Genomic DNA, 23,725 nt, shown 5'->3' with positions numbered 1-23,725 from the left:
GAAGTTCAAAAGTAAATACTTAAGATAATTCATACTCCGGACGGTTTAATAGAATTGACGGGGTCTTTTACTGATGATGGGATTCGTCATCATGTGCGTGGAGCTCTTTCAAGTGTTTTTTACGGTTCAGTGAAAAGACAAACCAGACAAAGGCAAAGAGTCCGACGGCAAAAATCGTGTCGCCAATAATACGGAGCCATTTGATGTTATCCATTCCGGGACCTTTCAGAAACTCCGCAGAGCGGGCATACCACATTCCTTTATTTACACTGGCAATGGCCTGCAGGATCCCCATTGGCAACAGGCTCAAGACGAGCATCAGCATCAGTCCGATATTAATGGACCAGAAGGCAAAACCAATCAGCTTATCATTCCATTTCTGTATACGGTACATGCTACGGAGTGTAAAAAGCATAAGACCGATACCGAGCATTCCGTACACCCCAAATAAGGCTCCATGGGCATGTGCCGAGGTGGTGTTTAACCCCTGAATGTAATATAACGCTATTGGCGGATTGATAATAAATCCTAAAATTCCGGCACCGAAGAAATTCCAAAATGCGACTGCTACAAGACAGTAAATGGGCCACTTATAATCTACAAGCCATTTCGTAGCTTTGCTTAAGCGGTAATTTTCGTAGGCTTCATAACCTATCAAGACCAGTGGCACAACCTCCAGCGCACTGAATGTTGCCCCTATTGCCATGATGGCGGTGGGCGTTCCACTGAAATACAGGTGGTGAAATGTTCCCAGAATTCCGCCCGAAAGAAAGATCACCGTGGAGAGGATTACGGTAAGGGTGGCTGTCTTGGTACGCAGCAATCCCAATCTGACAAAAAGGAATGCTGATACGACGGTAGCAAAAACTTCGAAGAATCCTTCTACCCAAAGGTGGACCACCCACCAACGCCAATATTCAGCAATAGCTAGATTTGTCTGTCTGTCCCACATCAGCCCGGCTGCATAGAATATTGCAATGGCTGCGGAAGCGACAAGAAACATGGTAAGTAACCCTTTCTCTGCGGTTTTGCTTCTTATGACGGGAATCAGCGGTCTGAACATCAATGCAAGCCATACGAACAGTCCCACACAGAGGAAAATCTGCCAGAACCTACCAAGATCAACATATTCATAACCCTGATGACCGAACCAAAAGTTGGTTTCAAGTCCAAGTTTTTGCATCACGCCCATCCACTGGCCTGCCATAGAACCCAATACTATGATGAGTATGCAGATAAAAAGAAAGTTGACGCCAAGCTTTTGATATTTAGGGTCTTTTCCTGCAACTGAGGGTGCGATGTAAAGACCTGTCGCCAGCCACGCTGTCGCAATCCATAATATGCCGAGCTGCACATGCCACGTCCGGCTGATCGAATAAGGAAGTGTGCTTGCCAAGTCAAAACCATAGAAGGCATCACCCTCAACGCCGTAGTGAGCAGTAATTACCCCTGCGGTAACCTGAATAAGAATCAGTAGACTCACCACCCAGATGTATTTTTTAATTGCCAGCATGGAAGGGGTCAATACCTGGCGCATCAACGGATCTTCAACAGGCATTTCGGGCAGATGGTCCTCGCGCAACCGTGCATGGTACAAGATCATTCCGCCGACTCCTATGAGAAGCAGAATGATGCTGACACCGGTCCAGATCAGAAGGTTGGCTGTGGGTTTATTCCCCACCAGTTCTTCAGCCGGCCAATTATGCGTATAGCTTATTTCGCTGTCGGGACGTTCTGTAACACAGGCCCAGGTGGCCCAGAAGAAGAATCCGCTCATTTGGCGCATCCGTGTCGGATCTTTTATCGCGTTTTTTGGTATGGCATAATTATTTCGCAGCTCGTCCAGTTCAGGATTTTCCATAAAGAGTCCTGCATAGTAGCGATTCAGGTACTCGATGGCTTCGGCGCGCATGGGCGTAACGGTGATATCGCCGGTTTGGGGATCGTAAGTGTTTCTACGGAGTTCGAGCTGAAGTCTGCGTTCCAGTCCGGCCTGTTTTTCGCTTGCCAGGGTTTCATAGGATGTTCCGTATTCTGCTTCTGACCATCGGTTTAAGATATAGAGTGCTTCACGGTGAAGCCAGTCGGCAGTCCAGTCCGGCGCAAGGTAGGCTCCATGTCCCCATACTGAGCCAACTTCTTGTCCACCCATGCTTTGCCAAACGTTCTGTCCGTCTTTGATGTCCTGTCCTTCAAAAATTACCTGTCCTGTTGTAGTAACGACACGTTCCGGCAGCGGTGGTGCCTTCTGATAAATTTCGTGGCCGTAATACCCCAGAATTCCCAACGATATCGTTGTGATTAGGATAAACGTAATCCATAGTTTTCTTTCTTGATTCATGAGATTGTTGATTTTGGTGTTTATAGATGCAGTGATTAGTTCTAAAATTGCTCTGGAAGTTTTTTGCCAAATGAGAATATGTTCAGCTTATCGCATGGAAGCGGCGTGGCATTTTGATGTCGAACGTAAATGATCCATCGGTTTCACACCGATGCCAGTTGCAAAGCCGGATTGTAATTAAATGGGGCATTGCAAAATCTGAAAGTTAGTTTTTAAATTCGTGTGTGGTATTACTTTCATCGTCAGTATTTTTTGTAAGGTACGATTCTAAACTCGGAACTAATGGATTTACAAATAATTATATATCTAAATTACCGCTGCCCCACGATTCTATCGTATAGCGATATAAATCCCGGTACTGCGCCTTCACAAAAAGATTTACCTACTGCTTAAAAACGTATACTACGGCTTTTTTCACTTCCAAAACTCATCGGCATATTCCTCCCCAAAAGGCTTATGAAGGTCGCGCAGTTGCTTACCAATTTCATTTAAGCTGGGGTTACCGAGCATTTCTTCCAAATGCGGAAAGAGGGTACGCTCCTCAAAACGGATATGAGATTTCAGGGCTGAAGCGAATGCAGATAAAAGCTGAAGATTGCCGGACTGACTGATGCACTTCACAAGCTTCCTGATTTCACCGTGCTCGCCGTTCAGCTGTCTTTGCAGGCTTTCTTCTGGGGCTTCCGGAAGAACGTTATCTTCGATATCGAAATGGTCGCTAAGATGGTACTCCCAAAAATAAATGACATAATCTCTGATGCGCTCATAAGCAATATTCTTCTTAATGCCTTCTCTGATTTTCCAGCAGCAGAGCAAACCAAAATGATGATCCCGTGAGAGCAGCATTAAATTTTCGTTTCTTTTCATTTCCTAACATTATAAAAAGAGTAGCCATAAAAATGACCGTTCTTTTGGGTTAAACCTTATCTTTTTTCTTTCGGTGGCCAGCAGGTTTTTGCGTGCAATAATGAAGATCACCAGTGCAATATCTGCGATGTGACCCCAAATACTGCCAACGGATCGACTTACGACACATTTCGTCCGTCTCTATGGTCCTGAACCGCGCCGCGATTTACCTCCGTTCTTACAAACTCATCGAACGGGCTAATTTTATGGTCAATTTAGGCGCCGTAAAAACAGGTGCAACAAAGTAACCCGTGAGCAGGTTTATGCTTAAATTATACAGTTAATTCCTGTTCCAGATCGATCGCTTTGGGGAAAAGAATATTGTTTTCAAGGTGAATGTGCATGTGCAGATCGTTTTCAAAATCCTCCAGCATCGCATATGTCACGCGGAACGTGTTGCAGCCATCTGCGGGAGGTGTATATTCGTTTGTCAGTGCTGCGATACTGCGCAGGCGCTCGCCTTCTGCGGTGTGCTCGTGCTTCATCATATTAACGGGATTTTCAACCGTTCCGAAAGCAGGTGTTGCGAGAGCTTCGCCCGCAATCTTTGTTTTTACCATCTGCTTAATGAATGGAAAAAGAATGAGTTCTTCTTTCTTCATATGTGCACTGAGATCGTGAGCCGAACCGTCAAATAAGGCTTTGACCTCAAAAAGTTTAGGATGTCCCGCACCATGTACTTTGCAGAGTTTATCAAGAAAAGCCTGTAGAATGGGCGTTTTTTCTTCCACATACCGGTGATGCGTTTTCTCCACATAATCTACCAATAAATCCAAGGGCCAGCTGTTGAAATCAATAGAACCGCCCTCATTACTGCTTAAAGCTTCGATGTCGCTATAGATCTGCTGCGTATTGAGGTTTTTATTTTCGCATGCTTCATCAATGGTTCTGCCACCCTTACAGCAGAAATCAATGCCGTTTTTTTTGAATATGGCTGCTGCCCGGAAATCCTGTGCAACGATATCGCCAATAAAATCTGTTTTAAGATTCATAATATATATTTTTATCTGTTTTGTTAGCTTAAATTTTTTAATGCTTATTTCTTAAGCGAAAGAATATATCTCACCATTTTCTGCGCATTGTCTTTGCTGAGTCCGGCGTGCGGTGCCATCGGTATTTCGCCCCAGTTTCCTTTACCGCCTTCGATTACTTTTTGAGCAAGCATATCAAGATCTGCTTCGGAATATTTCGCAGCAACATCCTGATAAGAAGGCCCCACGAGTTTTGCATCCACTTTATGACACGAAAGACAGTCCATACCTGCCAGAAGTTTTTCGCCGTCGGCTTCGGAAGTTGCTGCTTCGGTTTTTGCGCCAGTCTCAGCGGGAGCAGCGACCTGCGGTTCTGGGATCATGACATTCGATTCGGGCTGGTTGGAGGCTATTTCCTGTTTGTCGGCGCAAGAATTTAACGCAAAGGCCAGGAATGCTGTGGTAAGAATTAAGTTTTTCATTGTATACTATTTAAAGGTTATAATTCGATCTGTTGTTTAATTTTGTTGGCGGTCATCTGCGTATCGGCACTGAGACCGTGTTTCTAGAACGCATGTAAACCTTTGCGCGAATAAACACATTCCGTTGGCGATATGCATTCCGGCAGGTACTGTTGTACAATGGTAAACATATAACCCAAGGTTGCTGGCGGCTGTAAAAGTAAAAACCGCGTCTTTTCCGGATGCTACAAAACTTCCCCCAGTGCCGCCCCCAGGACCATTTACATCATTCAGATCAATATTGTGGGGAATGTGTTGTTTTCGTTATTTTTAAGATGCAGTTCAATCTCATCGTCCGTTCTGGCCCGGATAAATGCCCCCGGTACCGTTCCGTTGAACGTCCAGAAGTTATATTGCGTACCGTCGGCCAGCTCGCCTACTTTTTCAATGACTTCAAGATTCACGATGAGTTCTTTTGCTTTTCTGTCGCTTACAGGTGCAGGTACATTCGGCAAAGACGTGACGGGTGAAATATCAGGATTACCCTGTGCTTCAATAGCCTCGCTACGATCACTTCCGGCGGTATTCTGGGTGTTCTCTTTGCAGCTAGTGAGGCTAAGAGAAAGAAGAACTACTGCTGTTTTAAACCAAGCTTTTTTCATAATAACTGTTTTTTATATTTTTTGGGCGATAACGGAAACTGCGCAGAGATGTTCCTCATATTTTTTAAATACGTTTTTCATCTGTCTGATCCGGGACCGTATGTCGGGTTGGGTGATGATATTTCTAACAATCGTCAGAAAACCCCCAAATCCTTCATCACTGATCAATCTGCCAGGTTCCAGCAGATGCATTGGTGCCGTCTCTACGTCAGTAACGCGGAAACCCTCTTTCTCCAGCAGCGACCGCCATTCTTTCACCGTGAGAGGACGGGCGTTTACTTTGATAACAGAGGCTAGCTCTTTTTGTATAGCGGCTTTTCGGTTTTCATCCAAACTGTCCGGTGCTAAACCTAATTCGTGGATGGCGTATAGACCACCAACGGTCAGAATCCGGTGCGCCTCTTTGATTATTTCTGATTTTCTGTGATCGGCATGCATGCTCAGCATAGCTTCGCCATACACTTTGTCTGCAGACCCATTTTCCATAGCCGTTTGGCTTGCGTTCCCTAGGACGAAGCGTGCAGCCACCTGTTTAAAGGTTTTACTTAAATAAGCTACCGCCTCAGGGTCAGCATCAATTCCGACATACGAAGCGGGATATTGTTGAAGCGCTAAATTAGCAGTATACCCTAGGCCGGGCGCGAATTCGACCACACGGTCAGTGGCAGAAATTTTCAGGTGGTGCAGCATCTTTTGAGTGAGATATTTGCCACCCGGACGTAAAACTTTCTTTCCGACTTTTGCGAGCAACCAGTGTCCCGACATTTTATCAATATTTTCGGTATTCATTATTTTGATTTTTTTAGTTTGTAAAATTATTAGGGTAATGAGTAACATCCATTTAAGCACTTCCGAATAAATAAAAACATTGTGCAGGTCTGTAGACTGAAGCGGCGCGCCTTTTATGAGCAAATCTACGCGCGCATCAATTACTGTTAACATCCATATTTTTTGGAGCAGCAAAATAAGAATCAGCACTGCGATGTTCAGCCAGACCCACCTGGAAGTTTTTGGGTTTAGGATCGCAATGAGGATCATCGCACTAGCCAACACGAGCTGGGTTTTGACGGATGCATCGAACACCAGCTGACTCAGCTTCAGAGCAAATTCCAGCGTAATCCCCCCCGAACCTGAAATTTAAGAGGTGTTTCTATAAAACTAACCGCCGTTACCATTCCGAGCCAAAAATGGAGGAGGCTATAAAGCAGAGGATTTCTTACGGGAATATTCATGACTTTAGAATTAATACCTTTTTGTCTTTTATTATGCTAAATTTTTTTACCTTTTGAGGAAGGTTAAATTCAAATCCAGATCTTCCACAAACAAGGATATCGGCGATCCTTCCAACATTTCTTTAATACTGTTCCGAATCCGCTTGAATTCATTATGAATGCTGCACGGATGATTTTCCGAACACTTTTTAAGACCAAGCCCACATCCTGAAAACAGTTTGTCACCATCCATTTCCCGCACAATTTCTGCAACCGTAATCTTGCGGTGCTGCTCATCCATATAAAATCCACCGTTCGGGCCTTTTGCAGACTGAACAAAATCTTTTCTGCTCAGATCCTGCAAAATTTTAGCAATGAAATATTCGGGAGAATCGATTCCGCCGGTAATTTCTTTGATGCTCACCCTGCTGCCGTCCCTCGACTTCTGGGCGATATAAATCAGTGCACGGATCGCATATTCACAGGTTTTAGAAAACATTTACATCTATTTTACGGTACAAATATACAATTAAAATATAATAAAAGAGTTTATGGTCTTTTATTTATTTACTGACAGATGTCAGGTTTGTTAGCATCTGTATGATCAAGTTTTCCACCGCAAAACCTCGAAGCGCTATTTATAGATAAAAACTAATCCTCATAAAACGATTAATATGGTATTTGGCTTAAGTGGAAAGGAATCATTATAAAAGATATTGTTGATGGTGCAGATACATCCACTGTTAGATCAATGAATAAATTGATTGCAGTTTGCAATGTATAAACTGCAAAACTAAACACAAATTTTGTCAGAACGAAATGTAAAGAAAAAAAACACACGTACGTCATATTTAAAGATCTTATAAACAAGTTTTAAAAGGTCTTAAATTAACAATAATTACTTTATCAGATGAAAACATGTGCATCTTGTAACCGATTGTAAAAATCTTTAATCTTCGATCTAAATTGTCGAAATTCTTCTATTTTTTCCGGAGAAATTGTATTAATTTTCTGCTTTGCATTATAGTTATCTAAGCCATAAACATAATTGGAAACATCAGCAACTGTATTTTTACTTAATAAAATATTACCAATTTCAATTATAAATTCGGTCGTTTGCTTAAATAATTTATTTTTAGAAGTGAAAAAAGGAAGGTTATGGTTTAAAAGAAATATCGGAGTTTTTAAAGGAAAATAACTACTATAGAATTTACATCAGATACCGTAATTATCTTATAGTAGTTTTACATTTTACCGTATAAAATTTGGGATTTAAATATGTATTTTCTAAAGACTAAAATTTTCAAATATATAAAAGGCAGACCATGCCATAAAAACCAAAACTATAATCCAAATCCAAACTGGTATTGTACGCGGATTTTCGCTGCCTTTGATTATAAAACTCTGTCTTTTTCCTGTGTCATAAGAATTAATCATTAAAGGTAATACACCACTCACCACTTCTTTATTAACTAACCCCTCAAGTTCAATAAGAGGTCCATTACGTACGATAAAATGTATAATTTTTATACCTTCTTTTCCTCCTATTTTACTGATAATCTTTAAAACATGTTCACCATCAGTAAGTTTTTTAGTATCCATATTGAAGACTATAGGAGTTTGAAGCTCTGCGATAGGAAGCGGTTCTTCATCAATGTATAAAAAGACGGGTGCGTTATGTTTTTCCATAGTGTAAGAGATTAAAAATGGAGTACAGAATTTTTAATATGGTTTGTATCTTTTTCTCCCGGCTTTATTAAGAATTTAACGGAGTGAAAAAGTGTTACAAGGGTAATAAATACTATAATAAGTACAATCAGCCAATCCCATTCTGACTCAGGACCAGTTCCATGCGTGAGGTCTTTAGTAATTTCAGGCTGCTGCAATTTGCAAGCATCACAGGCTTTGTATAGCATGTGAAAAAGCGCAAATAAAAGGGTTAAAATTTTCTTGTTAGTCATTATTTAATTTTAGCCATTATAAGTTTTACTTCTTCTACTGTTACCTTTTTACCCGGATTTCCCCAGCTTGTTCTCTCGTGGTTGATTAAAGCAGCAACATCTTCAGCTGTGAAACCCGCATTGGTTCCTACTGCCGGCATTGTCGCAAACTCAGGACGAGCATCATAACCTTTCATTATTATTGTTATATAGAGTTCAAGATTTTCTCCTAATACAACAGGACTGTTCTTTAAAGGTGGAAAAGCTCCAGGTAATCCTTCCCCGTTAGTCTGATGACAACTCACACAGTTTGTCGTAAACAATGCTTCCCCGTCCGGAAGATTATTATCACCAGAAGCTTCTAAAGTTTTTTTCTTAATCTTATATAGAAAATCTCCTGAAGGCTTTCCTGTTGGCAGACCTGTTTGTTTTAAGCTTAAGAGATAAGCAATCAAAGCTCTGCCATCTTTGGAAGGAACAATTTTACCTTCAATCCCCTTTCTGAATTCGATTGGAACACTAACTTCGATATCGCCCGGATCTAGACTTTCTTTGTTGAGGAATAACCACTTATATGATGGCATGATTGATTCTGGAACGACTGACCTTGGGTTATAGAGATGGGAATAATGCCATTCTTTACTTGGCTGCCTCGTTCCTATATTAATTAAATCAGGACCAGTTCGTTCTGTTCCCATCAACGTCGCTGTATTCTGAAAAAGATTAAGACGACGATTCCGGGCGTAATCAACTGCCAAACTTGGTCTATCTCCAAAAACTTCGTCCATATCAACATTTCTAACTTGTTGTGTATGACATCCTACGCAACCCTCTTGAATATAAATTGCTTTCCCTCTACTTTCTTCTTCGGTAAGTGCTCTGCTCCCCGGTAATGGTTGATACGTTTTTTGATTGTTAAGCGCAGGAAGAATACATATGATTAATGTTAAAAAAAGGAAGAATACTAATGCGGAAGAGAAAAGCTTCTTATGACTATTAAAAAACTCCATAATTAGTTATTTGTTTTGTTAACAATCTCCAAAATTTCAGATGGTGATCGCGGTAAAATAATTTTTACTGTAGGCTTAATCATTCTGTAAAAGTTGTAAGCGAAAATAATATGTGAAATCCACATCATTGTTCCGCCTATCGCTCGCCATACCCAGTATGGAGCCATTTTAACAACACCCTCTATAAATGGTTTTTTCTCTATCCAAAGCATTCCTTTTTCTGTAGCACCAATCATCAGTGAGACAGAGTAAACTAATACCCCAATCAATGCCAGCCAAAAATGTAGCCCTACCATAATATTAGGAGGTTCAAGAGATGTTAATCTTGGAACGAGGGTATACATGAAAGCCCACAGCATAAAAGTGACAATACCATACATGGTTATATGCGAATGGGCGACTGTAAAGTCTGTAAAATGCCACAAAAGATTGGTTTCTCGAAATGCCTCTGCCGTTCCCTGCATAGAACCTGTAAAGTAGAAAATAATAGAAACAACATAAAATGGAAGTACATAACTCAGCTTCAGGCGATGCCATGAACCTTTAATGGTCATTACAAAATTTACAGTTCCTGCAGTGACTGGAATGACCATACCAACACTGGCAACAATCGCAATTGTTTGCATCCACCAGGGTATTGCGCTAAAGATAAAGTGGTGAGTTCCAATGAGCGTATAAAATAAAATTTGAGTCCAGAATGCCAATATACCTAAACTGTACGAGTATACTGGACTGTTGAGCTCTTGGGGGAGGAAATAATACATTAATCCAAGATTAAAAAACATAAACCACATTCCCACTCCTTGATGCATATAATAACCCTGAGTTATTGTCTCTCCTAACCCATCCTGCCAGAATGGCAAATAAGCAATTAGTAAAATCACAATAACATACATCATTGCCGAAACAATGTACCAGTTTGAAACGTAGATTTCATCGGTCTTACGTGACGCTACAGTATTAAAATGGTTAAAAATGGATAAAAAAACTCCAATAGCAAATAGCGACATAACAGGCCATATATATTCTCTGTATTCTCCACCACTATTATTAATTCCAGACATCAGACATATACTACCTGAGAGAACTGCTACATTCATCAGAATTAATGAGAAATATCCATATTTTAAGTTGTAAATTATAGTATTGCCCACACGAGGAACAACATAATATGATAATCCAACCATGGCCATTGATGCCCAGCCCCAAAAAACAATATTCGTATGCACTGGTCTTAATCTTCCAAAACTCAACCAACTTATTTGATCAGAATCTGGAGCGACAAATTTAATTCCTAGATATTCTCCGACAGAAGTTCCCACCAAGAGCCAAAATACACTACTCCCGAGAAACCAAAGTATAAGCTTCTTTTCTTCTTCTGGAACTTTTATATTCTTATCCTGTTTTCTTTTTGTTTGAAAAAACCGAAGGTCATGAACTTCCTTGGCTTCATCAATTAATCCTCGCGGATCACTGATTTCGCTGACTTGAGCAATTTCATTACCTGATAATTGAAACTCAAGCTCTTTTTTTCTCTTCTGTAATAATGCTATTTCATCGGCATTTAGCCTGCTGATATTCTCATTAATTTGTCTTAACTCATTTTTTTTCAATCGAGTATATACCATTTTATTTACCTTCACCAAAATCAGAATGAGTACAAAAATGATCGGTAGTAGGAGAAGTAGAATGGTAATTTGAACACCTGGTTCTTTAAAAAGTTCAATCATTTATATTTTGGTTTGGTTTATATTTTAAGGCATATCTAAAATCGATCAAATGTATTTTATAACAAATAATAAATTTCTTTAAATATCTGTCCTTACATCAAAAAAGTGACAATTTTATTAGCGTAATTTTTTACTTTTTCATTCACTATACTACTTCCTGCTCATTGAAAGTGTTAGTAAAAAAAAACTATCTGTTAATGCTTTTACACTGTGGGGAATGTTTTCATGCAAAGCAATCATCTGCCCCTTGTCCAATATAGTATTTTGAAGTTCTGTAGAGAACTCTATCTGCCCTTCTAAAACCTGAACACTAATAATACCAGCTGCTGTGTGCGGTTTTAATTCTGCATTTTGGTGTAGTCCAATGATTAAAATTCGCATCGTGTCAGATTTGAAGACCGTCATCGAGTTTCGATCATTTTCTGCCCATGTTTTTTCAGCTTTAATTTGTTTGAGGAGATCATTTACATTTATCTCAACCATTGAAGCATTTAAAACACGTTCACCCTCGGGACGCTTTGAGGTACTGTCATTCCTTTTATTTTCAATCATATCATTGCTAGGATTTGCGGATAATTTTTCGATAATTTTTGAAGTTGCGTCATCTGACGAAATTCCATAACCATTTACTATAATTCCTTTGACATTAAACTTCGAGGATGATATTGCATAGAGTATAGACTGGTAATCCGGATCGGAAGTACCTTCAAACCTGTAAACCTTATCTATCTTAAAATCTACAGGAGAAAGCATTATATTTTCATTGTGACAAATTTCACAATTGTCTTGACGATTAAAATCGTGCGTATAGCCCACTTTTGCAAGCTCGTTGATCGTTTGGGACAAGGTCCCAAAACTCTCATCTAAATCATTATTATTCATATGAGATAATTTATTGCTATTAATTGATTCAAATATTTAGTGGTCAATGAATAAGGATACGCCTTACGGGAAATTATGAAAAGAAGAAAGATGTGACCAGACCATTTATGTCAAAGGTAGTCATTTTAAACTAAGATGCACCAATATAAACTTTTATATTTTTAGAAGCTCTAATGTCTCTGAGTATTAAATATATAGTCAAACTGATAATTGGTAAAAAAAACATCATACAAATAAAAAATAATGCTCATAAAAAAATATGAAACTACGTAGGAGATAACAATGGCAACATCGAAGATCCAGATATTTTTATTGATGAAAAGAAAGCTGGAGCTACTGTGGGAACAGCATTCCAAACACAAAATATAAGCGGAGAATCTGATTTTTTTATTGCGAAATTTGATCCTGAAGAGAGAAATCAAGTTTAGGGAACTTATTATGTAACTTCAAGCGATGACCAGCCTGTCTTCGGGCTTTTTCTAATATCGATATGAAAAATGGTAAATTACTCGTCACCAATGCCCAAAATGGTTATACAATTTTTCAAAATCTGGAGCGTTTGCATCCACACCAAATAATCAAGGATTTTACGATCTTGTATTTTCTATGTTTAATGCCAGCATAGGAAGTTGTATTTTACTTCTTACTATGGCGGAATCCAGTCTGATCCAAATTTTTATTATACCGGTGGGAGTAGTAATAACTAACGGACAAGCCGAATTTCTTGCCAAGTTTTCATTAAAAACATTAGGAACAAATGAAGCATCTCTGACAAATGATCTGCAATTGTTTGATAATCCAAATATCAATGCAGTTATATTATCAAATAACCAAAAATAATCTCAAAAAACAATCGAAATTTAAACTCAGAATAAATAAATATCCGCTCACCTATTTTTAAGAACCACACCATATTCTCCAGAGTAAATCTCATTGAAATTCTATGGCGAAGGATAAAGTATCAATGGTTACCTTTTGAGGCTTATGAATCATTCCAAAACCTCAAAGAAAAATTAAATCATGTCTTGACTAATTTTGGAACAAAAATACGAAATTAAATTTTAACCATTACTTATATTAATTATCTTTGAAGAAGTCAGATAAAACTAAAAAAGAAAAACGCTTATATTTTATCGCATATCCAGTCAAATTTGGGTGGTTATGCGCTACAGAATAGCGTGGATAAACAAGTTAGATGCACTACTACGACAATACTTCACGATAAACAGACCTTATATAAATGGCAACGAAAAAAAGTACAACAAGAAAAACTGTTTTTATATCATCAACCTTCCTTGACCTTAAAGACGAGAGAAAAAAAGTTTGGGACAGCCTTGAAAAATTTGATGTTGTGGTAAAAGGGATGGAACAATTTGGGGCAAGAAAAACAACCCCGTTAGCAACTTGCATTTCAGAAGTTGAGCAGTCAGACATCTATGTAGGTATTATAGGGATGAGATATGGTAGTGAAGAACCCAATAGCGGGAAATCATATTCGCAATTAGAATATGAAAAAGCAGTTGAACAGAACAAGGAAATTTTAATTTATCTCATTGATGAAGAAAATTCAAATGTTACTCCTAATCTCATTCAGTATGACAAAATTCAAAAACTGAATAATTTCAAAGCTATACTCAAAGACAAACACACTATTGACACTTTTTCAAACCCACAAGATTTAGTAACGAAACTTCAACGGAAATTTAAAGAACTACTAACACCAAAAGTGACAGCAGTTATAGAAGACGAATATGATAATACAAAAAAAATAATGGACTTATTCCTTCTTGTACCAGCCGCATATTCAGGACGAGAAATAAAATTGAAAGTGAAATTTATTGGACAACCACAACCTGTCTCAAAAGCGATCTGCCTAAACTTCAATTTTGAATTTGGCAAAACGGTTGTCTGTAAAATTGAAGTAATTCATCCAACTTTCAAATTTCAAAACTTTAGACATATTTTTATTGAATTTGAGCAGTTCAAAAAGTACATTACTCTTAACAGGTCTAACGAGTATGAAATATTTGCGAAAGTTTTATTTAAAGATGAAAAAGTTAAAAATCTGACGACTGACTTTAAAGATAAATTGGAACGAGTTTATAATGAACAACACCTAAACTATGACCCATCTGACGACTATGACCCACGAGACTACGAGGATTATTATGATGTTTTAAAAGAAGGCGATGGACAAATTGCACTAAACCTAACAAGTATGTTATTACCAAATAAAGCTTAATCAAGGCTTCGACAAAAAGGGTATGCAACTAACATGAACTGTGTAAAAAACCAAACATTTTAAGCACTTTTTACAATAAAATTATCCTGGTACGTTGTTTTGTTTTTTACCACCCCAAATACAATCTTGAGCAGCTTGTTGCACACCGCAATTACAGCTGCTTTTTTGTTTTTTCCTTTCTCTACCAGTCGGTCAAAAAGGGTCTTACATTGAGCATTGGTTTTCTTCGCATTTAGGGCACACATGTACAGAATATGGCGCAACTGTTTTCCGCCCTGTTTGCAGATACGAACCCGTCCACGGATGCTGCTTCCGCTCCGATATTCTGTGGGACTCAGGCCTGCATAAGAGATCAATTGTTTATACGAATTCATATCTTTAAAACCTTGGGTATAGATGATCAGTTCTGCCGCAGCTCTTCTTCCAATACCTTTGACGCTGGTAACTAATTTCAACATTTCGGCTTCCCAGGCAACCAGTTTATGTTGCAGAATTATCTCTAAATTCTGCTTCTCTTCTCTAAGTTTTTTGATGATTTTCTCAAAGCTTTTTTCAATCGTTTTCGTATTAAAAGGACACTTTTTAATGCTGTGAATCTGGTTGCTGAACTTGGTAATTTCTTTCGTCAGATCATGGATCGCATTGTTTAAGGAACGGCACTCAAAGTACTCTGTATCGGGCATGGCGTAAATTTCCGGTCGGCGCTCAACACCGTATTCATAGATTCGCTTTGCATCTTTTTTGTCTGATTTATTGCGTTCCAAATGCATCTGGATGTAGCGCTTGATCTGCAGCGCATTCACAACACTAAAAGCAATATTCTGCTCCTTCTAAAAGAAAATCAAATGCAGGTGATAAACTCCCGTAGCTTCCATCACAAAGTGAGTTTCCCGGCCTGCTAATCTGATCATTTTCCGAAATCCGGTAACCGTATTTGTGACCTGGAAATGTTGAAGAATTCCTTCTTTATTTTTAAAATAAAGATCTAACGTCTCGCTGGAAACATCAATACCGCAGTAGTTGTTTTTCTCTTCCATTTTTTATACTTTTATTCTTTCCTGATAGAACAATTCTTGACTGCAACCAACGATCCTAACACGAACTTTATGTTCAAATAAACTGTACGGTTTCGAGCAAGAAAATGAGCAGGGATAATCATGTTAGTGAAGCTTAAATGCTTAAAGGGTTTGCCTATCTTATTCTGCTCATTTGTTCTTTCTTTTTATAGTTTTATATTTAATAAATTTAAGGAATTGCAAACATAGGAAGGGTTTTGCAATAGTGGGAAAAAAGTGCTAAGTTCAACAGTAGTTCTTCGTTTCAATATTTGTGCAAAATTGAAGTTTTCCGCTAGAAATCCTCACCATCGCAAAGCTTCAAACCGGCTACTAAAATTGTAAATTCCAGTGATATTGACCACCCAATTCCAATTCAAAGTGACCAGGTAATTTCGGTTTAAATTGACCACCCTTAAATTTGATAAAAACTCTTGTTTTTCATGTGTCAATTAGTATTCAAATATAATAAATAATTACTCCCTGTTAACTCCTCTCTTTTTTCTCATAGATTCCCCCTGGAGTTCCAGGCGGTGGGACTGATGGATAAGTCTGTCCAGAATAGCATCAGCAATGGTCTTTTCACCAATAATGTCATACCAGCCCTGCACCGGGATCTGCGATGTTACAATGATGGATCCGTTGTTGTGACGGTCTTCTATGATCTCCAGAAGGGTTATCCTGTTGGCACTGTCCAAAGCCTGAAGACCAAAATCATCAAGGATGATAACATCCTGTCTTTGTATTTTTGCTAGTTCGCGCAGGTATGACCCGTCTGCTTTTGCCATTTTTAATTTGGCAAACAGCTTGGAAGTATTAAAATAATTGACCTTGAAGCCTTCGATACAGGCCTGATAACCCAATGCGGTTCCCAGGTAACTTTTACCCACGCCTGTACTTCCTGTGATCAGGATGTTTTCATTTTTCTCTACGAACTCACATCCTGCAAGACGCATTACCAGATTACGGTCGAGATTGCGGGTGTCATCGAAGTTGACACTTTCAATACTGGACTTGTAATGGAACTTAGCATTTTTGAGGCTTCGCTCTATGCGCCTGTTGTGCCTCTCATCCCATTCGGCATCGATGAGCATCGATATAAACTGGTCGAGGGTATAATGGTCTGTCCTTCCGCTTTCAATAGCGGTCTTAAAGGCATTGTGCATGCCATAAAGCTTCATTTGCTTCACTTTGCTCACTGTCGGTTCGTTCATAACTGTTGGTATTAATGATAATATTGTTTTCCTCTGATGTTGCCGTGATCAGGCAGCTCCTGCTCCTTTTCTTCTTTTTCCGGATCGATCATCTGATCCAGATTGTTCTCCAATATCTTCTGCACGGTCTTAAAGCTGTAGATCTTAAAATCCAATGCCCGTTTACAGGCATTTATCAATCGTTCCCTGCCTACTTTCTTTTCGAAGTTCAGGATCCCCAGGCAGCTTTTGTAGGCCTGCTCGGGATGATTCCGACTGTCGATAATTTGGACAATGTATTCTCCCACTGCAGTGTCGATACTGTTTGCCCAATCGATAAAGCGGGCAGCACTCCATCCGGCTACGAACTGGTGGGTGCTGGCTAAATGTTCTGTAATGGTCGTGTAGACATAAGGCTTGTAATTGCGTCTATGCATTGCGATCCTGTTGTATTTGTAGTAGATCTCTACGGTGGAAGAGGTGTATAGGATCTTGATCTTCTTCTTGATATACTGGTAAGGAACACTGTAGTAGTTCTTATCCTGACTCAACTGTACATGTCCGTTCTGCATCACGGTTGCAAAAGATTGGTACCTGATCTCAAAACGACGCTCAGGCAGTGGGCGCAGCTGCTGCTTCTCGTCCTCCAGGAACAGCTCATACCGGGAGTAAGGACGTCCTGTGAGCTTGCGTTTGTTATGAGAGTCCAACAGATCCCGGATCTCACTATTTAGTTCATCCAGGCCGCAGGATCCCTGTTGAAGGTTGGCGTAGATCCTTCTGTACAGGATCTTGACCGCTCCCTCTACCAAGGATTTATCCCTCGGTTTGTAAGCCCTGGCAGGCAAGATGGTCGTTTCATAATGTTCAGCCAGATCGGCCAGGGTCTCATTGATGGTGGGTTCAAAACGGCTGCTTTTGATCACTGCGGATTTTAAATTATCAGGAACGATCGCTGCCGGTGTGCCTTCAAAAAAGCGGATGGCATTTTCTACAGATCGTACAAAATCTTCCTTCTGCTGGCTCATAGAAGCTTCAGCATACGTGTACTGGCTTGCTCCCAGAATAGCTACAAAAAACTGAACTTCTTTAAGCTCCCCGCTTTCCTTATCAATAATGGAGAGTGTTTTTCCTGCATAATCGACATACATCTTATCACCGGATTTGTGATTCATATGCATCACCGGGTTCACACGCTTGCCCCAGATCTTGTAATGATGCCGGAACTGTGAACTCTGAAAACCATCAGGATGCAGTACAAGATATTGCTCCCACATATGATGGATAGTGACACCTACCTTTTTGAGCTCACGTTCCATCTTGGGAAAAAAATCGTACAGGAACTGTAGTTTGGGGCTGATGGACTGAACCGTGGTATTGGAAAACAAAAGTTCCAGCTCGGCGTCTGTCTTGGCATTGATTGCATCAGGGCTCAAGCCCAGGATCTCATATAAGGAGATGTATTTTTTAACGGTATTTCTGGAAAGCGATAAATAGCTGCTTATAAATAACTTGCTCTTTCCATTGCTGTAGAATTTTATGACTTTTCTAATTTTACTCATGTCTGTTATTTTATTTGCCATAATCCGCTTTTTTTAACGAATGTATGACGCTAACATCATGAAAAAATCAAGTCGTTTTTATCTCAAATATAACCCAGATAACAGGTGGTCATTTTGAACCGGAAAGTGGTGGTCAATTTGCTCCGAAAATCAGTGGTCAATTTACTCCGAAATTAGGTGGTCAATTTGACCGTCTTTTCCACTATAACTATTTCATTGAAGAAAACTCTTGTTTATATTGTAATTGCAGAACATTGAAGACTGATTTTTTGTTTCAAATCCTGAGAGACAATATGTTCAATGTAAGAAATCCTGGTCATACAGACTGTGCTAATCATATTGGTAGGAGACCATATAAAGGTTATTCATCCTTTATCTATTCTGTTAAATGGAATGATTTTATTGTTAATCCAGGTAAGTATATTGATATTGCAATAAGCATAAGGGCTAATATCAATGAATATGATATTTTTAAGACTATAAAATAGATAGCCAATACACGCTTAGAAAAATATGGTTGCCACAAAAAAAACCGACTCTATATTTTCTTAGTAAATATATTTTTTCCAAAAACAAATTGTAACTAAAGCCTTTTAATATCATTTTCCAAATGCGAATACAGTGTATTCGCATTATTTTATGTCATAATTTTGTTCATTAGAGCATAGTAAGTATTTTCAGTTTCATTGATTATATTTAAAAACTCATTGATTGAATATGTAGATAGGTCAGGTATAAATTTACTTTCAATACATTTAGTTTCACCAAAGGAGTTCCTCACTTGCAACCGTAACAATAAAAAGTCACTTATATCTCTATCAATACAATAAATATAGTTTTTGTATTTTTTTTCAAAATGATTTACAGTAGACATTTTATAACCCAAGTCTTTCAAATCATTACCAAATAAAATATTTATACTTTTTTTCATTTGTTTAATATTTAAACTGGGATTTCAATTTCGTTCTCAATTCGGATTGCTTCATAAATTTCCAAATTAGAATTTAAGATTTCAATTGATACTACTAATGAATAGGGAATTTCACCGTTCGATTTATCCCACCCTTTATGACCTCTGATAGCGAAATTAATATCTTCTGGCAAATCGTGCGATTTTATGATTGTCCAATCTTTTTGAACAGTACTATTCGTTCTGCTAATGCCATCTACCTCGCCTCTTTTATCACTTTTTATTTTCCAGTTCCAGCCCGACATTGCATTTCTTTCATCTCTGTCATAAGTCGTTACTTCCTCTTCAATTTCTTTGAGAACATAGTCTTTAAATTCGGCAAATGTCTCTCCTATTTTAGAACTTGTCCAGTCTAACCAAGAAGACAAATAAGATTTTGTTTTCTGTCTTGTTCTTCTTACTTTGGCAGTATAGGAAACGGTAACCTCAATTAAAATATCATATTCTTCTGCAGGAGACCTTAAAAACTCCGGAATTTTTAATGAATAAATGTGTCCTTCTTCTGCCCTAATATTTCCAATATTATAAAATGTTATACGTTGGTCACTATTTTTGGTCACTCTTTCCAAAGAAGGTATTCCATAACCAAAATGTTTTATGCTGGTTGCAGTAGGGTTTTCAAAAAAAGGTTCTGGCAATCTAGCTCCTTGCACTACTAATCCTCTTAATAAATTTATGTTTTCTTCGGGATAAAGTTTTAGTAGTTGCGATACAATATATGAAACTTTCGGAGTTGCAAATGAAGTCCCTACAATATCATTTCCAATTGCTGAACCTCCGTGCAAAGTAGAGCGTACTAATTCCGGTGATAGTTCATTTTTAATTGAAACAACATTACCAATCTTAGAAATTCCTAATCCTCCACCATATTCAACAACATCTGGTTTTATCATTCCCCAAATACCTATTCCAATTCTTGAAAAAGGGGATATTTCATTCTGACTACCTAGCGATTCAAAATCATCGTTATCAAACGAAATATTATTTATTGACCCTACCGTAATTGCAAAACTACTTTGAGCTGGATTCGCAATTCTACAATATGCTTCATTCAAATAGTCAGGATAATTTTTTCCATTTTCTATAAAATGATTAATCCCAAAACCTCTTTCATCACTAATTGAAATATTTCCAGCTGATATTAAAAATAAAATATTTTTTTCATTAATAAGTGTATCAATCGTAGCTGCCCAAGATGACATATGTTTAATTCTTGATGGTAAACAAGAATTAACAGAGAGGTTAAATACTCTACAGTCTTCATTGTCAGCAATTATTTCCTGCATCAGCTGGGCAGGGAGTTTATCTGTAAGCTTATTGTCTTGATTTAAAATTCTTAAATTTCTTACATAACAAGGGAGTTGATAAGGATTGGAAACATTACTAATACCATATGGGTACAAAATTGCTCCTGCTACACGAGTTCCGTGTCCCCCACCTTTTACATAATCTGCTGTAGAAATGTCACCTATAATATAAGACTTTGAATTTTCAGAAATTATAGCTGAAGAAATATATTTATTCCCTTCCATAATACCACTATCAATCACTCCTATTTCAGGAGCATCTTCTTCTGGCTCAATAATTTCAATTTCGAATGTTTCAGTTCCTTCAGATTCTGAATTTACACCCACAATTTCATCAACCTCTGAAACTTCAAAAACAAAAGGGTAATTTAGCACTAAGTCTTTTAGACCCTTTCCACTAATTTCAACTTCACAACAAAAACTATCTTCTAAATCGATAAGATTGCTGGTAACAGTACCGTAGTAATTTATAAACTCTTCAAATTCATCTTGTCTTTGAAGAAACCTTGCATCACGCTCGATAAGTTCTTGTCTATGTTTTTCAAATCTACCTGCATAGCCCTGCTTATTTGGATCTGGGGCTTTTGCCATTGGTTTATCAAATGCAACTCCAACCTCTAATTTATAATTAGCATTTTCATCAACACTTTTCCATATAGATTTCAAATAATCAGAAAGTATATGTTCTGGCTTCCATTGATTACCATCTATGATTTCCCAAAATTCTGCAATTTGACCACCTCCGTGCTCACCATTAAAAAATTTATTTATCTTCTCATCCAAAGATGCAAAGCTATCTAATGATGCTCCGATAATATAACCATCATCTTCTTCAGAAATTATCTCAATTCCAAACTGTTTTAAATCAAAATCATAAACTATCTTATCCGGATTTATTTTTAGGAAAATTGGTATAATATCTGCATCGATAGGGGCTAAACCATTGCTTTCTCTGTTGCTGAATTCAGTATACCATTTATCTTTTAATTGAGAAGTTTTACTACTCAAATATCCTGAATGTCCAGATTTATTCTGTTTATTTTGCTCTGAATGAGGATTGGGTGTTCCTCCTCCGTGCAAACGAGGCTTCCCGGAAACCTTTTGTAGGAATTGTAGATGGGGAAATTTTTCCATAAAATTATTTGTTAAAAGCTAAGTTTTCTTCCAGTGCTTTGTCCAAATCATTTACAGAAATTTCTTTGCTAGAATTTATAATAGATTTTTTTGCTGCATCATTTGCTATTTTAACAACTAGTGCATATGATAATCCTTGCATCTTAGATGCACATTTACTGAGATCAATCTCTTTATTAAGTCTTAATGCTGAAAATGTTATTTTAAGTAAATCTATAATTTCATTTTCATTTGGTCTAGGTAGTTCAATGATTTCATCAAATCTTCTAAATAAAGCTTTATCCAAACTACCTTCTAAATTTGTTGTAGCAATTAAAATTCCTTGACCCTTATACTCTTCAAGAAGTCCTAAAACTATATTAACAATACGATGGATTTCACCAATATCATTAGATTTAGAATCTCTTTGTTGTCCTATAATATCAAACTCATCTAATAGTAAAACGCAAGGGTAGTTTTCAATACTTTCAAACAGTTTATTTAGATTTGACGCTGATTCTCCTAAATAAGAAGAGATTATTGTATCGAAACGAACTTTATAGAAAGGTAATCCTAAATCCCAAGCAATTCTTTCAGCTGTCATACTTTTTCCACATCCTGAACTACCATACAAAAGTATTTTTTGACGGGGTCTAAGACCGTGGTGAGCTAATCTTTCTCTTGCTATATATTCCTTTTCAATTCTCAACACTTTTTCTTCCACCGATGGGGCAAGAACCATATCGTGTCTTAAAAAATCATTTTCTATATGAGTCGCTAAAGGTAATTTATACCTTCTATCGGCAGGAATCGAAAAAATATCATCTTTGCTTTTTGTGAGTTTTAGTACTTGCGATCTCTGAGGTTCAATAACTTTCGCAAGATTTCCTTCAAGAATCATATCAAGCCTCTCTGCCAATTTCGTATGCCCCTTTTTTCTCTCATCCTCAATAATGGAATAAGCTATCCTTACCAAAGGCTCTTCTTTATTGCCTTCGATAGATTTGAACAATCTGGTAAGTAGGGTTTGGTTCATTTATTTGGTATAACTTTAAAATGCAAATTTAGACATTCAAATTTACATTCTAAATATATAAATAATTTAAGGTTAATTCAAAAATAAATTCCCTATCTGTTATGGGATTAGTATTTAAAGTTTTTTAGATAATACTTTAAAAAATTTCTTGGTGTGAGAATTACGAAAATATTTAATAGAAGCTAATTATAAGGATTTAATAGTATCAATCCCCTTTTTGTTCCCCTGTAAAATAAAAAATCCTCTGTTAACCGTAGTTACAGAGGATTTTAAGTACCCCAGACGGGACTTGAACCCGTACATCCTTGCGGATACAGGATTTTAAGTCCTGCGTGTCTACCAATTCCACCACCAGGGCATGGTGTGGAGCGAAAAACGGGATTCGAACCCGCGACCCCAACCTTGGCAAGGTTGTGCTCTACCAGCTGAGCTATTTTCGCAATCGTAGTGCGGATGAAGGGACTCGAACCCCCACGCCTCACGGCACCAGATCCTAAGTCTGGCGTGGCTACCAATTACACCACATCCGCATTATTATTGAGTTATTTTAAAGAACTTGTTTCGTTTTTGTGAGTGCAAATATAGGGCAATTTTCTTTACTTCCAAGCATTTTCCGAAAAAAAATTAATTTTTTGCAAAATTTATTTGAAACCATTTTTTTTAAATTTCATTTTACTACTTTTACACCGATAATATTTACGATATGGAATTACAAGGAACAGTAAAGAAAATCACTGATGTTCAAACATTTGCGAGTGGTTTCCAAAAAAGAGAAATGGTTATTCTTACACAAGAGCAGTATCCGCAGCCAATCAACATCGAATTTTTACAGGATAAAATAAATTTGCTGGATTCTTTAAAAGAAGGAGAAAATGTGAAGGTAGGAATCAACATCAGAGGAAGAGAATGGGTTTCACCACAGGGAGAAACTAAATATTTCAACTCTATTACAGGGTGGAGAGTAGAAAAAGTTTCTGATAATGCATCAGAACCTACACAAGCTGCTCCGTCTCAATCTGCTTCTCCGGTATCCAACGAGAATCCTTTTGCAGGTGACGATGATGATGATTTGCCATTTTAATTAAAAATAAATCAAATAACAATCCTGCTTTTTGAAAGTAGGATTTTTTTTC

Annotated in this window: 22 protein-coding genes and 3 tRNA genes; 3 read left to right on the top strand and 22 right to left on the bottom strand. The window is 37.9% G+C overall.

What is annotated here, in order from left to right:
• Nucleotides 1-67: 67 nt before the first annotated feature.
• The 12 genes from BA768_RS20170 to BA768_RS21575 all read right to left on the bottom strand — a co-directional run bounded on the left by BA768_RS20170 (nt 68) and on the right by BA768_RS21575 (nt 12,114).
• Nucleotides 68-2,341 (bottom strand): nitric-oxide reductase large subunit, encoded by a 2,274-nt coding sequence (locus tag BA768_RS20170; RefSeq protein WP_065722174.1) that lies wholly within the window; start codon nt 2,339-2,341, stop codon nt 68-70.
• A 414-nt stretch (nt 2,342-2,755) separates the two neighbouring features.
• Entirely contained in the window at nt 2,756-3,208 is a 453-nt protein-coding gene (locus BA768_RS20165) for a hemerythrin domain-containing protein (protein WP_065722173.1), read from the bottom strand.
• Between the two features lie 311 nt (nt 3,209-3,519).
• On the bottom strand, nt 3,520-4,239 hold the full coding sequence (gene ric / locus BA768_RS20160) for an iron-sulfur cluster repair di-iron protein (protein WP_065722172.1): 720 nt from the start codon (nt 4,237-4,239) through the stop codon (nt 3,520-3,522).
• Between the two features lie 44 nt (nt 4,240-4,283).
• On the bottom strand, nt 4,284-4,601 hold the full coding sequence (locus tag BA768_RS20155; RefSeq protein ID WP_410493546.1) for a c-type cytochrome: 318 nt from the start codon (nt 4,599-4,601) through the stop codon (nt 4,284-4,286).
• A gap of 368 nt (nt 4,602-4,969) precedes the next feature.
• Complete coding sequence (locus tag BA768_RS21580) at nt 4,970-5,341, bottom strand: multicopper oxidase domain-containing protein (protein WP_065722170.1); 372 nt, start codon at nt 5,339-5,341, stop codon at nt 4,970-4,972.
• A 12-nt stretch (nt 5,342-5,353) separates the two neighbouring features.
• Nucleotides 5,354-6,283, bottom strand: a complete 930-nt coding sequence (locus BA768_RS20145; protein ID WP_228388529.1) for a class I SAM-dependent methyltransferase — start codon at nt 6,281-6,283, stop codon at nt 5,354-5,356.
• A gap of 336 nt (nt 6,284-6,619) precedes the next feature.
• Nucleotides 6,620-7,051, bottom strand: coding sequence for an RrF2 family transcriptional regulator (locus BA768_RS20140; protein ID WP_065722169.1), 432 nt, complete (start codon nt 7,049-7,051; stop codon nt 6,620-6,622).
• A gap of 788 nt (nt 7,052-7,839) precedes the next feature.
• The gene (locus BA768_RS20135; protein WP_065722168.1) at nt 7,840-8,241 is read right to left on the bottom strand and encodes a cytochrome C; all 402 of its coding nucleotides are present in this window, start codon (nt 8,239-8,241) and stop codon (nt 7,840-7,842) included.
• Between the two features lie 11 nt (nt 8,242-8,252).
• Nucleotides 8,253-8,513 carry a hypothetical protein gene (locus BA768_RS20130; protein ID WP_065722167.1) on the bottom strand — a complete coding sequence of 87 codons (261 nt, stop codon included), beginning with the start codon at nt 8,511-8,513 and terminating at the stop codon, nt 8,253-8,255.
• Complete coding sequence (locus BA768_RS20125) at nt 8,513-9,502, bottom strand: cytochrome c (RefSeq protein ID WP_065722166.1); 990 nt, start codon at nt 9,500-9,502, stop codon at nt 8,513-8,515. Before BA768_RS20125 ends, BA768_RS20130 begins: the two co-directional genes overlap by 1 nt.
• A 2-nt stretch (nt 9,503-9,504) precedes the next feature.
• The gene (locus BA768_RS20120) at nt 9,505-11,232 is read right to left on the bottom strand and encodes a cbb3-type cytochrome c oxidase subunit I (RefSeq protein ID WP_065722165.1); all 1,728 of its coding nucleotides are present in this window, start codon (nt 11,230-11,232) and stop codon (nt 9,505-9,507) included.
• A gap of 150 nt (nt 11,233-11,382) precedes the next feature.
• Nucleotides 11,383-12,114, bottom strand: a complete 732-nt coding sequence (locus tag BA768_RS21575; protein ID WP_083206757.1) for a cupin domain-containing protein — start codon at nt 12,112-12,114, stop codon at nt 11,383-11,385.
• A gap of 687 nt (nt 12,115-12,801) precedes the next feature.
• Here BA768_RS21575 and BA768_RS21380 point away from each other — a divergent pair.
• Nucleotides 12,802-12,954, top strand: a complete 153-nt coding sequence (locus tag BA768_RS21380) for a hypothetical protein (RefSeq protein WP_165601810.1) — start codon at nt 12,802-12,804, stop codon at nt 12,952-12,954.
• Between the two features lie 400 nt (nt 12,955-13,354).
• Nucleotides 13,355-14,356, top strand: a complete 1,002-nt coding sequence (locus BA768_RS20105; protein WP_065722163.1) for a DUF4062 domain-containing protein — start codon at nt 13,355-13,357, stop codon at nt 14,354-14,356.
• Between the two features lie 59 nt (nt 14,357-14,415).
• Here BA768_RS20105 and BA768_RS20100 read toward each other — a convergent pair whose 3' ends face one another.
• The 10 genes from BA768_RS20100 to BA768_RS20050 form a co-directional block, all read right to left on the bottom strand.
• Entirely contained in the window at nt 14,416-15,174 is a 759-nt protein-coding gene (locus BA768_RS20100) for a transposase (protein ID WP_228388533.1), read from the bottom strand.
• A gap of 12 nt (nt 15,175-15,186) precedes the next feature.
• A complete protein-coding gene (locus tag BA768_RS20095) occupies nt 15,187-15,393 on the bottom strand; it encodes an IS110 family transposase (protein ID WP_065722161.1) in 207 nt (68 codons plus the stop codon).
• Nucleotides 15,394-15,887: 494 nt separating this feature from the next.
• Nucleotides 15,888-16,625, bottom strand: coding sequence for an IS21-like element helper ATPase IstB (gene istB, locus BA768_RS20090; RefSeq protein WP_065722160.1), 738 nt, complete (start codon nt 16,623-16,625; stop codon nt 15,888-15,890).
• Nucleotides 16,626-16,636: 11 nt separating this feature from the next.
• Nucleotides 16,637-18,187, bottom strand: coding sequence for an IS21 family transposase (istA, locus tag BA768_RS20085; protein ID WP_065722159.1), 1,551 nt, complete (start codon nt 18,185-18,187; stop codon nt 16,637-16,639).
• Between the two features lie 616 nt (nt 18,188-18,803).
• Complete coding sequence (locus BA768_RS20075; RefSeq protein ID WP_065722157.1) at nt 18,804-19,097, bottom strand: hypothetical protein; 294 nt, start codon at nt 19,095-19,097, stop codon at nt 18,804-18,806.
• 11 nt (nt 19,098-19,108) lie between these two features.
• Nucleotides 19,109-21,577 (bottom strand): S8 family peptidase, encoded by a 2,469-nt coding sequence (locus BA768_RS20070; RefSeq protein ID WP_083206756.1) that lies wholly within the window; start codon nt 21,575-21,577, stop codon nt 19,109-19,111.
• A gap of 4 nt (nt 21,578-21,581) precedes the next feature.
• The gene (locus BA768_RS20065) at nt 21,582-22,592 is read right to left on the bottom strand and encodes an AAA family ATPase (protein ID WP_065722156.1); all 1,011 of its coding nucleotides are present in this window, start codon (nt 22,590-22,592) and stop codon (nt 21,582-21,584) included.
• A 274-nt stretch (nt 22,593-22,866) separates the two neighbouring features.
• Nucleotides 22,867-22,950 (bottom strand) — tRNA-Leu (locus BA768_RS20060).
• A gap of 6 nt (nt 22,951-22,956) precedes the next feature.
• Nucleotides 22,957-23,032 (bottom strand) — tRNA-Gly (locus BA768_RS20055).
• Between the two features lie 8 nt (nt 23,033-23,040).
• Nucleotides 23,041-23,122: transfer RNA gene (locus BA768_RS20050), tRNA-Leu, on the bottom strand.
• A 173-nt stretch (nt 23,123-23,295) separates the two neighbouring features.
• Here BA768_RS20050 and BA768_RS20045 point away from each other — a divergent pair.
• The gene (locus BA768_RS20045; protein WP_047481855.1) at nt 23,296-23,673 is read left to right on the top strand and encodes a DUF3127 domain-containing protein; all 378 of its coding nucleotides are present in this window, start codon (nt 23,296-23,298) and stop codon (nt 23,671-23,673) included.
• Nucleotides 23,674-23,725: the final 52 nt, after the last annotated feature.

The sequence above is a fragment of the Chryseobacterium sp. CBo1 genome (assembly GCF_001693475.1).
GTDB lineage: Bacteria > Bacteroidota > Bacteroidia > Flavobacteriales > Weeksellaceae > Chryseobacterium > Chryseobacterium formosense.
The sequence above is the reverse complement of the archived record's forward strand: the minus strand, read 5'-3'. Positions and strand labels throughout refer to the sequence as shown.